The 14560-nt window shown below is 59.7% G+C and carries 9 protein-coding genes; all 9 read right to left on the bottom strand.

What is annotated here, in order from left to right; genetic code table 11:
• Window positions 1-36: 36 nt before the first annotated feature.
• Window positions 37-1032, bottom strand: a complete 996-nt coding sequence (locus HL657_RS09765) for a GNAT family N-acetyltransferase (protein ID WP_317296629.1) — start codon at window positions 1030-1032, stop codon at window positions 37-39.
• Between the two features lie 149 nt (window positions 1033-1181).
• Window positions 1182-2213 (bottom strand): GNAT family N-acetyltransferase, encoded by a 1032-nt coding sequence (locus HL657_RS09760; protein WP_317296628.1) that lies wholly within the window; start codon window positions 2211-2213, stop codon window positions 1182-1184.
• A gap of 43 nt (window positions 2214-2256) precedes the next feature.
• A complete protein-coding gene (locus HL657_RS09755) occupies window positions 2257-3450 on the bottom strand; it encodes a glycosyltransferase (RefSeq protein ID WP_317296627.1) in 1194 nt (397 codons plus the stop codon).
• A 41-nt stretch (window positions 3451-3491) separates the two neighbouring features.
• The gene (locus HL657_RS09750) at window positions 3492-4706 is read right to left on the bottom strand and encodes a glycosyltransferase family 4 protein (protein ID WP_317296626.1); all 1215 of its coding nucleotides are present in this window, start codon (window positions 4704-4706) and stop codon (window positions 3492-3494) included.
• Between the two features lie 112 nt (window positions 4707-4818).
• Window positions 4819-5970, bottom strand: a complete 1152-nt coding sequence (locus HL657_RS09745) for a glycosyltransferase family 4 protein (protein WP_317296625.1) — start codon at window positions 5968-5970, stop codon at window positions 4819-4821.
• Between the two features lie 611 nt (window positions 5971-6581).
• Window positions 6582-8516 (bottom strand): hypothetical protein, encoded by a 1935-nt coding sequence (locus HL657_RS09740; RefSeq protein ID WP_317296624.1) that lies wholly within the window; start codon window positions 8514-8516, stop codon window positions 6582-6584.
• Between the two features lie 172 nt (window positions 8517-8688).
• Entirely contained in the window at window positions 8689-10305 is a 1617-nt protein-coding gene (locus tag HL657_RS09735; RefSeq protein WP_317296623.1) for a hypothetical protein, read from the bottom strand.
• Window positions 10306-10547: 242 nt separating this feature from the next.
• Window positions 10548-12749, bottom strand: a complete 2202-nt coding sequence (locus tag HL657_RS09730) for a CARDB domain-containing protein (protein WP_317296622.1) — start codon at window positions 12747-12749, stop codon at window positions 10548-10550.
• A gap of 649 nt (window positions 12750-13398) precedes the next feature.
• Window positions 13399-14448, bottom strand: coding sequence for a glycosyltransferase family 2 protein (locus HL657_RS09725; RefSeq protein WP_317296621.1), 1050 nt, complete (start codon window positions 14446-14448; stop codon window positions 13399-13401).
• Window positions 14449-14560: the final 112 nt, after the last annotated feature.

The raw sequence follows: 14560 nt of genomic DNA, 5'->3' as shown, positions 1-14560 counted from the left end.
CCCCGACCGCCCGGCGTGCATGAGTATCCCCTTCAATTAAGCGTTTCGACTTCCCGGGATCAGCGTTTTTATCCTGTAGAGTATCTGCGTCGGTTTCGAGAACAGGACCAGCCTTGAATGGATCGGAATATGTTCTGCCCCGAGTTTTGCCTTATCCCGGAAGCGGGGGTTGTCCGGGTCCGCTTTCTGCCGCCCCAGGGAAACCCTCTCATAGCCGTTCTCCCACGCCCAGTTGATCAGATCCCAATCCATGTAGTATGTGGGGGTGTAATGCGGAAGGTCGCGGTTGAGAGCCAGGTATCCGAAATAAACCGTCTTTTTGACCGGATCCATAAATGCCGCCGACCCCCCGGCAACGGTGTCGTCTTTTGCCAGGACCGCAATCCTCAGGTGATCCGGAGAGAAGTGATCCCAGAGCGTCTCAAAGAACGAGAGCGGCAGGATCTCTCCGTTTATGTGCATCATGTTCTTCTCGTAATACCGGTAGAACAACCCGATGTCGGACTTTCGATCGATCTCCTGCAGTTCGAACCCCTCCCGGGGAAACCTGAGGATGCTCTTTGTCGTCTTTTTCGACAGAGTGCCCCATATGGCTTCGGGGGCTCTCTTCTTCAGGTCCGTCACCATATCCCCGGTCTCCCCGCCGGAATAACTGGCGTAGGTTATCCCGGAGAGAAGGTTCGGGCGATAGGTGTTGAAGTGCAGGAACGAGTGGTCCTTCGTGAACAGCGAGAGGAGATCGTTGAAACGGCCGGGATCGAATCCGCCGTCCAGCACGATGTTGTTCGCGTCGGATTGGGGGATGCTGATCAGTCCCCTGAAGTTCAACGCCGACTCTTCGGCCCAGGGGCTTATCCCGACGACGTCCTCGCCGTCCAGGATGAGGTAATACTTCAGTTTCGGGTGGAGCGCATCCTCAAGAACCTGTTTCCACTTCAGGCTGTGGAAGAGCGTCCCTTCCGGGGAGCGGTTGTTGAATGCGTCCCATCGATCAGCGTTATCCCTGGATAGCGGTTCGATTGAGTATGTCATGGGGGCACACCTCTCGGATACGATATAAAATATCTTCCACCGGCGAGGCCGTCCGGATCTTCTTCGGCCCGGGGTTCGTACGGGGCGCCCGGTGCCGTCGGAAGCCGGAACCCGTTCGGAATCGGGTTCCGCGCGCCGCAGCCTCTCCGCTATAGGGGTGCAGGACGGGCGGCCCGTGAGGCCATGCCCCGCATGCGCTTGTTCACGCTTCTTAAGATGCCGTACCTGATGCCGGACGATTCGACGCCGTAGTACGGAACGAGATCCGGGTTGAAGGTTGCTATGAACGCACTCAGATTTGCCATATTCCCCGCCATCAGGTTGATCGACGGATAGTTCCGCTCCGCGAAGTGCGCGATGACCTCGCCGAGAAGAAGCGAGGCCGCTCCGGTGGAGAGGTGCTCTTCCGCGGAGGCGGCGGACCAGCGATGAACCATCTTCGAGTCGTAAACGACGACTTCGGCCGCAGCTATCTCCCCGGAAGGTGTCCTGGCGACCCACATCTCGCCGAGGCTCTTCTCCCGGATTGCATCCAGCATATCGAAAAGGTGCTTTTTGGTGAACGGGGGGCGGGAGTTCTGTCTCTCGAAGGTATTCACGGTGAGCATCCAGTAAGCCCCGGCATCGAATTGTTTTTCCGTCGTAATGCCCTGTTTTTCTGCCCTGTTGATACTTCTCCGTGCGTTTTTCGAGATGCGGCTGAAGACATCGCCGTCGGTCGGCAGCACATACGTGTAGTAGACCTTCGCATCCCATCCGTTCCGGGTAAACCACCGGATATCCTCAAACCACGGAGAATGAACCAGTTCTACGTGAGCGAACCTCATCCGGGCGATACGGCTGCAGACGGATGCGATGATGTTGTTGGTGTGCAGTTCCCGCTCTCTTCGTTTCGTGCTCTCTATGCCGGACGTCACGACTCCGCCGTAAGGGGCCAGCAGCGCTGCGGAAGAAGCCGTCCTGAGCAGTCCGTACGGATTCGACAGAAGGAGCGGGCAGCCCCCGATCAGGTCCCCGTCTTCGTAGCACCCGAGTATCATCGGAGTCCGGTTCAGGGACGAAGCGGTCCGGACCAGCCAGTCGCTCGAATGAAAGATCGTTCCCTGAGGGGAGGCGGCGACCAGTTCGTCCCACGCAGGAAGTTCGTCGGCATACAATCTCCTGACCTCTACTTGAACCATTTGCGCCACCTGGATTGGAGAGTCACCTTAATCGACACCGGCATTAACACTTTCCGTCCAGCATCGCGGAATACAATTCAATATACCGGCACGCTACGGACTCCCAGGTATAGGCGGCGCTCAGTTCCCTTGCACCCCTCATATGCCGTGCCAGGTCTTCGGGATTGCCGAGCAGATCGAGAACCGCCTTTATGATGACCTCGTTCTCGTCCGATCGGTCGAAGATCAGCGAACAATCCTTCAGTTGTTCGGCATGATCGACGTCCGCCCTGACGATGGGAACCGTGCCGCACGCCAGGTACTCGAAGATCTTGTTGGGCGAGGTCTTCACCCAGTATTTCGCGTCCGGCCTCACGAGGAGGAAGCCGATATGTGCTTTCTCGGTGAGTTTGACGGTCTTTTCCCAGGGGACGTAGCCGAGGGACCGGAACCTGCCGTTATGTTTTCCGGCAAGTTCGTCGAGTTTCACTCTCGAATCGTTGTCGAGCGAGGTTCCGCCGACGAAGAAGGTCACGTTGTCGTACGACCGGATGGCCGCATCCGCAATCTCGAGGAGGAGGTCGACGTCTCTATCGGCCAGGTTGTTGAGGCTCCCGATATAGACTGCGTGTATCTGCGCCCCCGGCTCGACCCGGCGAATCTTTGCATCTATCGCATCAGGATCGTAAGCCGCGGATGCCGCGTAGTTCGGAACCGCTATAGCACGGGAACCCGGAAACAACTTCCTGACCGCGTCGAGATGGTGCTCCGAGACGACGACCGTTCCGGAGATCCACCTCTTTGCACGGTTCTCGTAAAAGACCGGTATGGATACCCGCCCGAAGTGGAGCCATTCCTCGTAGACTTCATGCCTGTCGTAGACCACCCTGGAGTTTTGCAGGCCGGTCTTCACTAGCATCGCGGCCAACGGCAGCAGCAGGGGGTCGTGCACGTGGAGAACCGACGGCCGTCCCGGATCGATATCGAGGGCATCGAGCGCTTCGCGGCACCCGGCCAGTATCTTCGGGCTTAGACAGTACCCCATGAACGACAGCGTCCTGGCTTTCCCCCGCAGAGGCAGATGGTTGATCCTGAACCCTTCCACGTTGTTCTGGGAGAAGATCCCCGGTTTTGCGGACTCGTCCGTGTAGTTGTAGTGTATCCGGCAGACGTTCACCCCCCTGTCCGCGAGATAGGTGATATGCCTTGCAATTCGCACGTCTTCCACCGGGTGTGCGTCAAGAACGATGACATCCATACGGGCACCTGCCGGTAGTGACATCCCGATCCGGTTTATAACTAACGACCTCCGCGAGGGCTGCGATATTCCAGGTGTCCGGCGCCTGTTCTTGCACCGGCGGGAAGAGTCCGGGCAGGGGACACATCGTCACCCGGATCACCGGCGACCAGCTGCTCGAAGATGCGCACGTATCTCCCCGAAAGAACCTCCCAGTCCAGTGTCTCCACGGCGTATCTCCTCGCATTCGCCGCGTGGTCGGGATGCTCCCTGCCGAGGTAGCGGAGAATCTCATCGCCGGCCTGTTCGGCATCCTCGAAATCGATCGTTACCCCGGCATCCGCGTCTCTCACCATCCCGAGGTTGGGGATGCCGGAGACGATGCACGGCAGTCCCGAGGCCATCGCTTCCGCAAGAGTGAGAGGGGGCATTCCCCCCTCGTACTTCGAGGCCATGATGTAGTAATCGGCGCACGCATAGAGATCGGGGAGATCCCGGGCATGGTCCACGCTCCCGAGGAAGAGGACGTTCTGCAGTCCCAGTCTCCGTGCCAGGTTCTTTGCGGCATTCAGGAGTTCGCCCCCGCCGGCGATGCAGAGGGTCACATCCCGGCGTTTCTTCTCGAGGCGCGAGAAGGCCTCGAGCATGGCAAACGGCCGTTTTGCGGGAGTCAGCCGTCCGACGCTCAGGAGGAGAACGCCCTCATCCGGGATGCCGAACCTCTTGCGGATACCTGCCTTGTCGCGAGATGGACGGAACCGCCGGACATCGACCCCGTTCGGGATGTAGGATATCCTCTCCCGTGCGACCCCGATTCGAGCCAGTTCCTCGCGAACCGGTTGCCCGACCCCGGTGAAGAGGGTGGTGGGGGGCATACGGATCAGGCAGGTGCGCTCGATACGGGCAACGGCCGACTCGTACAGGTGAATGGGGAGGTCCCCTACTTTCCGGGCGCTCGATCCGGAGTACGTCGAGTGCATCGTCACCAGGCAGCGTTTGAACGGATTTTCGGTGACGATGAAGGGGTTCTGGAGCCATGCCGCATCGTAGTCGCTGTCTTTGAAATGCCGCGAGACCCGGTACCAGTAATTGAGCAGTCCGACAACGCCCGCTTTCTCGATCAGCGGCCAGTTCCCAAGCCTGATATCCGGGCCTTTCGGAGAACAAACCGTACACTCGACGCCTTTCCCTTTGAGTCGCTCTACGATGTTGTACACCACATTGGCGATGCCTGCTCCGTGGGGGAAATATTCCGTTGTGCAGACGAGCAGCCTCATGCGGGCACCCCGGTTCTGCTGATTTGGAGGGTGTGTTGCAGTCGCTGTGCGAACCTCCCGGCCCTGCCGGCATCGTCTGTGAGCGCGGCAGCACCCGGGGTCTTTGCCGTCGTCATAACCTCACCTGACCGTATACGTCCACGATCTCCCTGCTGATGTTCTCCCATGTGTATCGCTCCGAAAATGCGCGAATCGCTTCCCCATCCCAATCTCTGTCCAGCGCCTCCAGGATCGCCCCGGCCAGGCCGCTGGAATCGGCAGGATCGACCAGCAGACCATACTCGTCGGAAGTGATGACCTCCGGCACCCCGCCGACGCTCGTCCCCACGAAAGGCTTCCCGCATCCGAAGGCTTCGAACATGACCGTCGGATTGCCTTCGCTGAGGCTCGGCAGAACGAAGAGGTCGCAGGCGTTCAACCAGAAGGGGATCTCGTCGTGCGGTCTCCCGCCGGCGAGCACGACGTAATCCTCGAGACCGAGCGAGCGAATCCGGTTCTCAAGCGTTCCATGGAGCCTTCCTGCGCCGACTATCACGCACAGGACGTCCCTTTGCTCATTTACGATCCTGGACATCGCTTCGATGAGGTATTCGTGACCCTTGACCGCGCCGTACAGCCTCCCAACGTTCAGGATCACCTTCTTGTCGGAGGGCAAACCCAGCTTCTTCCGGCACTCCCCGGTATCCATGGGACGGAACTTTGTGCCGTTGTAACCATTTGGGATTGTGACGACGCTCCGAGGCGCGGCCGATGTGTAACGGCGTGCCGGCGCATTGTTGCGAAGCGCGATATGCCGGGCATCCGATTCGGAGAGGGCCACGGTCTTATCGACGGAGTCCAGGATGACCCCCTTTGCACTCTTCTCATAGAGCCGCACGCATACGTCCTTCATGGGCTCGCCGAACATCAACTGGCCGTGATGCGTCAGAACAAGGGGGATCTTACAGAACTTCTTCAGCAGGGGAAAGGTGAGGGCGGTGAAGCTGTAGAGGTTATGGATGTGGATGACGTCGAATTTCTTGAGTTCGTTTAAGAGAAAGAATATGGACGGAACAAGAGGATTTCGCAACGGTTCTCCGATGCATCTCAGTCTTCTGACGAGAATTCCGTCCATGACTTCGAGCGGCCGCCCCTCGGGGACGTTTGCGGTTATCACCTCTACCGTATGGCCGTCGTCGATCAGGCTTCTGCTCAGGTTATAGACGTACATCTCCATCCCGCCGTTATGCGGGAGAAAATAGGGCGTTATCTGGGCAACCTTCATGGCGCACCCCGGAGATTATCCGACGGGTTTTCGGCCGGCGGGACGCCCCCTCTCCGGATGTGGGGGTGAAGGCATCTTCCTGCCGCCGGCCTGGCTTCCGTACCTGCACCACTCTCACCCGACCCTGAAAAGAGGCCCTCCACCAGTGTGCCGCGCTTAAAATCCGCCCTGGCGTTCTGGCCGATGGCAAGGGTCGACGGCCGCGGCACCCGGGATGGACGCCTGGCCGTAAGAACGGCATCATGGCGATGTTTTGCCAGTTTACGGGCGCACTTCGATGATGACTTCCTTGAGTGCGAGGATGGCACCGTCCCTCGATCCGCGTGTGCAGCACTTGGCCCGGAAACGAACAAATTGCCGCCAAATCCCAAAAACACGCCAAATTTAAAGGAATTTCCGTCGGACATAACGGGGCGCATCAGGGGGACATCGTATATATTGTTTGCGGGGATGCCGTCCTATAGCCGGGTTTCGCCCACAAAAGGCTCAAAGCAGGACATTCACGGCAGCACCCCCTCTCTCCCCGCACCGTCCGCCCTCATGCGGGTTCGATCCGCCTTGATACGATCCTTTTGTGCGGCGCCGTTCGATCTAACCCGTCCCTCATTTCGTCATTGGGGGAGACGATACACTTCGACGCCGTTGTTTGAGTAAACCCTGTCCGTTGCGGATAGCCTGCCGGTGACGTTTCGAATATTTCGCTCCGTGGGCAGGTAGGCCTGAAGGGTGTCTTCCGGATCGAACTCGGTCTCATCTATCGCAGCCTCCTCCCCGAAGAGCAGCCCGCCGTGCCGGAGCTGGTTGCTCGGGAGAACGATATAGCCCCCTTCCCCCGCCGGCAGCTCCAGGTCGGTCCTTAACAGATAAATGGTGTAGTACGGCAGTCCCAGACGTTCGGAATCGGTTATCTCTTTTCGCTCGAAGAACCGCAGCGTATAGTAGTCCGAGTGCAGCGGCGACCCGCTCGGCACCGTCTCCAGCACATGTTCGAACCCGGTCATCTCGTCCTGGTTGAACGAGTAGCGAATGTAGCCCGCCTCTGCTCCGAGAAACCCGAGGGTTCCGATGCCGTAGAGAACAATCAGCACGACGAGAATCGCCCCGGCCCGTCCCGGCGGCATTTTCAGGGCGATGAGGTATCGGGCGAGGATGTATATGCCGACACCCGTTGCCACGGCAAGAATCGGCAGAAACAGGATCGCAAACCGGTCGATCCGGAGTATCGAAACCGCCTGGAAGATCACCGTAAGGACGCCCGGCACGTTCAGGATGATCGCCATCAACCCCGTTACGCCGAAGACGATCGAGTACTTCGGCTGCTGCTTCCATATGAGATAGACCGCCCCGATCAACGAGAAAAACACGACAAAGAGAGTATCGACCTGATTGAGCAGAAACGTCCAGCCCTCGTGCACCACCTCGGTGAGGACGATGTTCTGGTACAGGGACGGATCTGCGCGTGGGAAGAGATCGTCTATGAACGAGTAGGCTATGAAGAGCCAGTACCAGGCGAGCAGGGAGACGGCAACCATCAGGAAGGCCGGACTGATGTATCTTCTCTCGCCGGCAACCCGTTCGAGGAGAAATAAGAGCCCGAACAGGATGATGATCATGGGCATGGAGACCTGATGCGTCAGGAGGATAAAGACGACCACAATCACGGCAAGGCCCCTCCTCGCGACCGGTCTTGTGACCGCACTCCCTGCTTCGGCTTTCGCACCGCCCATCGAATAGAGCAGGTAGAGGAGGATGAGAAACCCGACATATGCCATGGTTCTCGTCACCATGTAGGTGCCGTAGTATATGACGTCGGCATTCACCGCGTAGAGAAGAACGGCCAGAAGGGCGATCTGTTTGTTTTTGAATACGTAGTTGACCAGCAGGTACAGGAACAGAACTGTCGAGGAGAATACGAGACCGGTGACGATGAAGAGAGAGGTCTGGAGGTCCAGGCCGAGCATGTGCGAAGATACGGCTACAAACACATGGTACAGGGGAAAGTAGGTGTATGTCCCGAGTTCGCCCGGGATTACGTGCCCTGAGAGGTAGGTGATGGTGGCCATATACCCGTGCGGCATGATATCGGTCGTCCCGAAGTACAGGGCCGGCCGCAGGGTGTAGCTGTAGATCGTGACCACGAGGGTGAGCATGACTTCAGAGAGCACCACCGCCGGCCCTGGCCGTGACGATAGTATCTGGATGAGGATTACGGCGTACAGGAAGGGCACCGTGAGCAGGCCCCACCCGGAATCGGCGGGTGTCAGAAGAAGGGCCGGGATAGTGAGCGTGTACAGTATCAGGAAGAGTTTTTGCGGTGCCGAAGGGGTGTATGAAAACAACACCGGCCGGGCCGCGAGATCGATATCCTCTCTTTTAATTGCCAGGAATGCAAACGACCCGATGATTGCCGGGATCGCCAGGATCGAACCGTTGATAAGGTAACTCATCCTGTCGACCAGGATGCAGAAGATACAGCCTGCGATGTAGGCGGACAATACCAGGTACGGAAATGCATCGGCAAGTTTCTCGAGCAATCGATTTTTCATTCCGCACCCTGCCCCCACTCATGACGCCCCTCGTTCGCTGCTCAACCCTAATAAAGGTGAGCTTGCAGTCTCCGGTGAATCGGGCATGGCGGATGTTCCGCCCCCTTCTCCGCGGGGTGCGGCGGCATCGGCATGCCCGTTCCGGGGCAGATCGGGATGCTCTCGCGACGGTTCAGTAATACTCGATCGGGCCCGATGCCGAGAGTTCCCCGTTCTGCCCGATCAGGTTGTCCGTTACGAAGACGTTTCCCTCCCCTCCCGTCTGCCTGACCGGCGGCGCCAGGTCGTAGTAGAACCAGTTATGGTTGATGTACGCCCCGTCGCGGGGAACGCCCCGGATAGCAACCGGGAATGCGTTCATGGGGCCGGTGGCCATGAACGTGTTGTGGTGGATCCGGATGGTGTCTCCCGCGATCGTGCCGGAATCGGATGTTATTCCATGCATGTCGAAGTTGTGGGGCGACGTCGAGACCCAGTTCGGGCCGCAGATGTTGTAGCGTGCCTCGTAACCGTCTCCGGCGACCCCGCTTCCGGCGATCGCATGCCGGCAGTAGTCGAAGTAATTCGCCTCGATCAGGCTCACCGCCCCGCCGGAGACCACGACACCGTATCCAAGCCCTTTCATCTGGCAGTGGTGGATGTCGTTGTGGTGGATGTACCCGCCGGTCTTCATGTCCGATCCGCCGGTGCCGGCAATGCCGATTGCAGCACCGCTCCAGCCCAGGATCTCACAGTTGTCGACCTCGAGGTTCCGGTAGGCCGAATAGATCCCGAGACCCGGATGACGAATCCTTCTGGTCGTCATATCTGGCCCTTCCAGGCGGATCCCGGTGATCCTCACGTATTCTCCTCCGGCGATGAGTGCGACCGGGCCGCCGGAGACTTCCGCTCCCTGGAAAATCGTCCCGCCCGGGGAGAGGGGGTATTCCTCTCCATCGGGATCATCCGTGAGCGAGAGATACGCGCCTCCCGATGCCGCGGCGTCCGGGTTTGCCTTCATCAGGGAGGAGATTTCCCCGGATTCCGCCTCCATCCTGGCCTGCACCTCTCCCGTCTGCCCGGCAGCATCGGGGAGGTAGTCTGCATCGCCGGTGATGAGGATCTCATCGACCTTCAAACCGTCCTCGCGCCAGTGGAGGGTCAGGTTGTGCCGGCCGCCGGAAAGGTAGTGGGCCCCTCCATCGTTCCAGTGCCAGTCGGAACCAGTTTCGAGATCCCATCGCCAGGTTCCTTCCCCGTCTATCGAGACCCAGACGGGACTGCTCTTCTCACCGGGCGCCGACGCACGGACCCAGAAGAAATACTCGTCCGGCTCCTCGACCTCGAACGGATATACCGCCGATCCAGTCGTACTTCTCCCTCCCCGGTTGCCGGCGAGCGTCACGCCTCCCGGAATGGTTGCTCCGCCCGGGGTATCCGTAAGGTCGATCCGGGCCATCTCGTCGATATGGATGACGTCGCCGTCCTTCGCGCTCGAAAGAGCCGAAAGCAGTTCGTCCGTGGTCGCAACGATGATGTCCTCCTCCGGGTCGGGCGTCGCGACTCTTTCGCGGTAGCCTTCGCCTCCTCCGACGGGACTGCCCGTGGGATTCGATTCGGCGCCGAATGCCTGATCGCCATCGGCATGGGCGGCTGCCATATCCCGACGATCCGCAAAAGGACTGGAAAAAGCCGAATCAGGCGAATCTGCCCCGCCCTGTCCCCGGGAAAGGGTTTCGATGGCCGCCGGGGTGACCAGGGCTGCATAGAGGAGGATCAGAGCAACGAGAACCACTTCTTTGGAACGCACGCGATCTCCGTTCTGGTGCCCGTAAGCCTAATAAACTTTGTCTTACGGGGGTGAGGGGGACGGAGTGGAATGCCTTGCCCTTCAGCGGGGGTAGTTCACCGCAGGCAAATCTCGTTCGCCAGCCGGATTACATAAACGGTTTCAACGTGTTAAGAACAGGGATGGGTTGAAGAAATTTCCCGGCTGTGGGAAAGGAGGGGTGCCGGAGAGTTGCTTCCGGCCAATCCTCCGACTCTTCCCGTTCAGTAATACTTGATCGGACCCGATGTGGAGAGAACCCCGTTCGCGCCGATCAGGTTGTTCGTCATGCTGATGCCGCTTGTTCCGCCTGTCTGCCAGACGGGGGCATCCCTGGTGAAGTAGAACCAGTTGTGGTCGATGTACGCACCGTCACGGGGAACGCCCCGGATGGCAATGCACGTCGGCATCTGCGAGGTTGTACCCAGGAACGTGTTGTGGTGAATCCTGATCGTGTCCCCTGCGATCGTGGTGGAACCAGATGTGGTTCCATGCATGTCGAAGTTGTGGGGCGACGTCGAGATCCAGTTCGGGCCGCAGATGTTGTAGCGTGCCTCGTAGCCGTCTCCGGCCATCCCGGCACCGGTGATGGCGTGCCGGCAGTAGTCGAAGTAGTTCGCCTCGATGAGAGCTACACCGCCGCTGGATAAGCAGATGCCGTACCCGAGACCTGCCACCTGGTTGTGGTGGATGTTGTTGTGGTGGATGTACGCGCCGGTCTTCATGTCGGATCCGCCGGTCCCGGCAATACCGATTGCAGCGTTGCCCCAGCCGAAGATCTCACAGTTGTCCACCTCGAGGTTCCGGTAGGAGGTATAAAGACCGACATTTGTCGAACCTGAGGAACTTGTGCTCTTCTGCGGTCCTTCGATACGAAGGCCGGTGACCCTCACGTTCTGGCCGCCGATCGTGAACAGCCTGGTTCCGGCAGACGTCTGGTAGATCCTGCCGCCGTTCGATCCGTCCTCGCCACGGTTGCTCGCGAGGGTGACCCCGGCACGTATCGTGGAGGTCCGACCGCTCATGTCGATGTTGGCGTTCTCCTCGACCCAGATGATGTCGCCGGACTGCGCCGAGCCGAGGGCGCTCACGAGTTCGCTCGTCGTGTCGACGATAAAGTCTGCGTTGCTCCGGCTGACGATGTTCTTATAGCCGTCCCCTCCCCCGATCGGGTTTCCGGTCGGGTTGGCGTCCGCTCCGTAGGTGTTCTGACCGGGAGTCGGTGCGGGCGTCGGCGTTGCGGTTGGCCTCGGTGTGGACGTCGCCGTTGGCGTCGGGGCTGCTGCAGCCACCGTCATCGTCTTCGTGAGCACGTTGTTGTCCTCGTTGCTCTCCGTCATGCGGTCGACGTCGTCGACCGTCGCGGTGACGGTGTGCGTGCCTGCGGCCGCGGTCCAGGTTGCACCGTCAACGCCGCCGTTCGCGGTCAGGGTGACCGATGCCCCGGGAGCGATGGACGCCACGTGGCTGTCCGACCAGACCGCGGAACCGAGGTTCCCGTCCGCCGTGAAGGCCACGCCGTGGATCACGCCTGCGGGCGTTGCACCGGTGCCCTGGTTTTTGATCGTCGCCTTCATCGTGATTGCATCACCCGGCGCCGGGCTTGCCGGTACCCAGGAGACATCGGTCACGACGAGATCGGGCGTTCCCGGTGTGGGCGTCGCGGTAGGCGTCGGTGTCGGCGTGGGCGTCGTCGTTGGTGTCGGGGCCGCCGCAGTCACCGTCATCGTCTTCGTGAGCACGTTGTTGTTCTCGTTGCTCTCCGTCATGCGGTCGACGTCGTCGACCGTCGCGGTGACGGTGTGCGTGCCTGCGGCCGCGGTCCAGGTTGCACCGTCAACGCCGCCGTTCGCGGTCACCGTAACCCATTCACCCGGGGCGATGGACGCCACGTGGCTGTCCGACCAGACCGCGGAACCGAGGTTCCCGTCCGCCGTGAAGGCCACGCCGTGAATCACGCCTGCGGGTGTTGCACCGGTGCCCTGATTCCGGATCGTTGCCTTCATCGTGATTGCATCACCCGGTGCCGGACTTGCCGGTTCCCAGGAGATGTCGGTCACGACGAGATCGGGCGTTCCCGGTGTGGGCGTCGCGGTAGGCGTCGGTGTCGGTGTCGGCGTCGGGGTAGGATTGGACACCCCGATCTCGATGGGGCTCTGCAGGGCATAGGTTCCTGCCAGAAGGACTACGGTACCGTCGCCGACGGCCTGTACTGCGGTCTGGACGACCTTGCTGTCATCCATTCCCGCTGTTCCGCTGCTGATCACCTGGCCGTTGCTGTCTTCTGCGATGATTGTCGTGCCGTCGGTGTACACAACGATGTCGTAGGTACCTTCCGAGAGCACTTCACTTTGCGCGGCCTGTGCCGGTGCAGCGAGTGCGAGCGCCATGCACAGGGCTATCGCAAGAAATAGGGGTTTCTTCATGCGTAATCTCCTAGATCCGCCCCGGGAGGACCCCTTCTGGCCTCCCGGCAGGCAGGTGAGGGTGGATCCCTCAAAATTAATTTATTACTCTCGTATATATACTAATTGGTTCTTAAAACCCTCAGAATACTGTTTAATGATGCCATTGTTGATTATAATTTCACGGATTCCAATTAACTCTGACTAAAAATGAGGTTGCTGTAATAGATATAGTTATATATTGAATAGTTATTTTAATGGCAGATCCCCTCCCTGCGGGTTGATGGCGCGATGCGCTCTCCCGCGAGAATGCGATCGCGTATGTTGGAGTTAAACGGGTCCTTTGCGCGATCCGTGGTCTCCAGGTCTGCTGCGATCTCCGGTCGTAACCAGTGAGCAAACGCTCAATCTGGCGCTTTCAAGATCGCCGGCGTCGGGGACGGCGTGATCCGGCGCGCAGGGGGAAGGTGTCGCACCGGACCCGCGGTTACGCTCCCGATGAGACGAAAAATAGCCCTGATGCCGGGATATGGGCCTTTTTCCGGAGCGCAGACGTCTGTGTACGTCCGGGTTTCCGTAACAATGCTATGCAGCGCCCCGGTCACCCGGGATCACGTTCGTCGCGCGGTTCAACTCCCGGCACCCCTGTCAAAACACCCCTTATCCGCGTTCACCGGCCCCGCAGCGCAAGATATACTCCAGAGGGGATCTGCGCGAGAAGCAGCGTCCACCATTTAGATCTCCATAGACGCCGTGTCTTACAACGTCTCAAATTCCTCCTCGCGAGATCGGGCCTGCCGGCTTCCAGATTCCTGCATGCAACCTGGATCTGCCTGGACGCGACGAACTCGTGAACGCTCTCGGTCAACTCCGGCGGCACCTCCCCCGCCTGCAGTGCATTCCGTGCGGAGGCTACGAAGGCATGCTCCCGGATCGGCTCTTTCCTGTTGCAGGCTCTGTTCGATGCCTCCGTATGGTAGATCCCCATGCCGGCCCAGGTGAACGCGATAGGATATTTCAGGGCAATCCGTCCCCACAGGTCCACGTCTTCTCCGTACCATGCGCCGGTGTCGAACCCGCCCAGTTCGTTCAGGATGCACCTCGGGACGGCAACGATTGATGTCAAAAGTGGCGGGCTGCCAAGGATAGCGTCGCTAAAGTAGTTGGGGAGCAGCCCCTCCCACGGCTCCGGGGGTATGGCGGGACTGTATGACGGCGCCCGGTTCGTCGACTCATTCTCTTTCAAGAGGTATGCCGTCCCGTACACCCCCGCCTGCGGGTACTTCTCCCGCAGTCGTAGCAGGGCTTCAAGATGCCGCGGCGTCCATTCGTCGTCCGCGTCCAGAAATGCAACCAGTTCACCCCGGGCCTCCGCAATTCCCTGATTTCGCGCCGCCGACACTCCCCGGCTCACCTCTCGGAGCAGCCGGATCCGGGGGTCGTCGAGTCCCCTGACAACTTCCGTCCCGTTGTCGGTGGAGCCGTCCACCACAATCACCTCGAAATCCTGGAAGGTCTGGGCGAAGACCGAGTCTAAAGCACGGGCGATGTAGGGGCCTTTGTTGTAGAGGGGGATGACAACCGAAACACCCGGCAGCGCCATCTCCCCCTCTCGATCCCCCTCGGTCGAGTACTCGCGGACAAACTCCGAACCGGTGCGGTTGCTCCGGGAATCTGCAGGTACCGACCGCCCTACGGCATCTCTGGCGCGTGCAGGCATTTATACCGGAAACAGTATATGACTATTAAAATATTCCGGGTTCTTGCTGAATCGGGGGCACTGAAGTCTGAACATGGCCCGTTTCTGCAGCCCGGACCGAGAACGCCGGAGG

Source organism: Methanoculleus nereidis (assembly GCF_032944295.1).
In the GTDB taxonomy this organism is placed as follows: Archaea; Halobacteriota; Methanomicrobia; order Methanomicrobiales; family Methanoculleaceae; genus Methanoculleus; species Methanoculleus nereidis.
This window is presented reverse-complemented; position numbering and strand designations above follow the sequence as displayed.

Bases quoted from the DNA above. Each gene is read 5' to 3' on its own strand.
- HL657_RS09760 (WP_317296628.1), bottom strand. From the start codon at position 2,213: ATGGTTCAAGTAGAGGTCAGGAGATTGTATGCCGACGAACTTCCTGCG.
- HL657_RS09730 (WP_317296622.1), bottom strand. From the start codon at position 12,749: ATGAAGAAACCCCTATTTCTTGCGATAGCCCTGTGCATGGCGCTCGCA.
- HL657_RS09745 (WP_317296625.1), bottom strand. From the start codon at position 5,970: ATGAAGGTTGCCCAGATAACGCCCTATTTTCTCCCGCATAACGGCGGG.
- HL657_RS09740 (WP_317296624.1), bottom strand. From the start codon at position 8,516: ATGAAAAATCGATTGCTCGAGAAACTTGCCGATGCATTTCCGTACCTG.
- HL657_RS09750 (WP_317296626.1), bottom strand. From the start codon at position 4,706: ATGAGGCTGCTCGTCTGCACAACGGAATATTTCCCCCACGGAGCAGGC.
- HL657_RS09725 (WP_317296621.1), bottom strand. From the start codon at position 14,448: ATGCCTGCACGCGCCAGAGATGCCGTAGGGCGGTCGGTACCTGCAGAT.
- HL657_RS09765 (WP_317296629.1), bottom strand. From the start codon at position 1,032: ATGACATACTCAATCGAACCGCTATCCAGGGATAACGCTGATCGATGG.
- HL657_RS09755 (WP_317296627.1), bottom strand. From the start codon at position 3,450: ATGGATGTCATCGTTCTTGACGCACACCCGGTGGAAGACGTGCGAATT.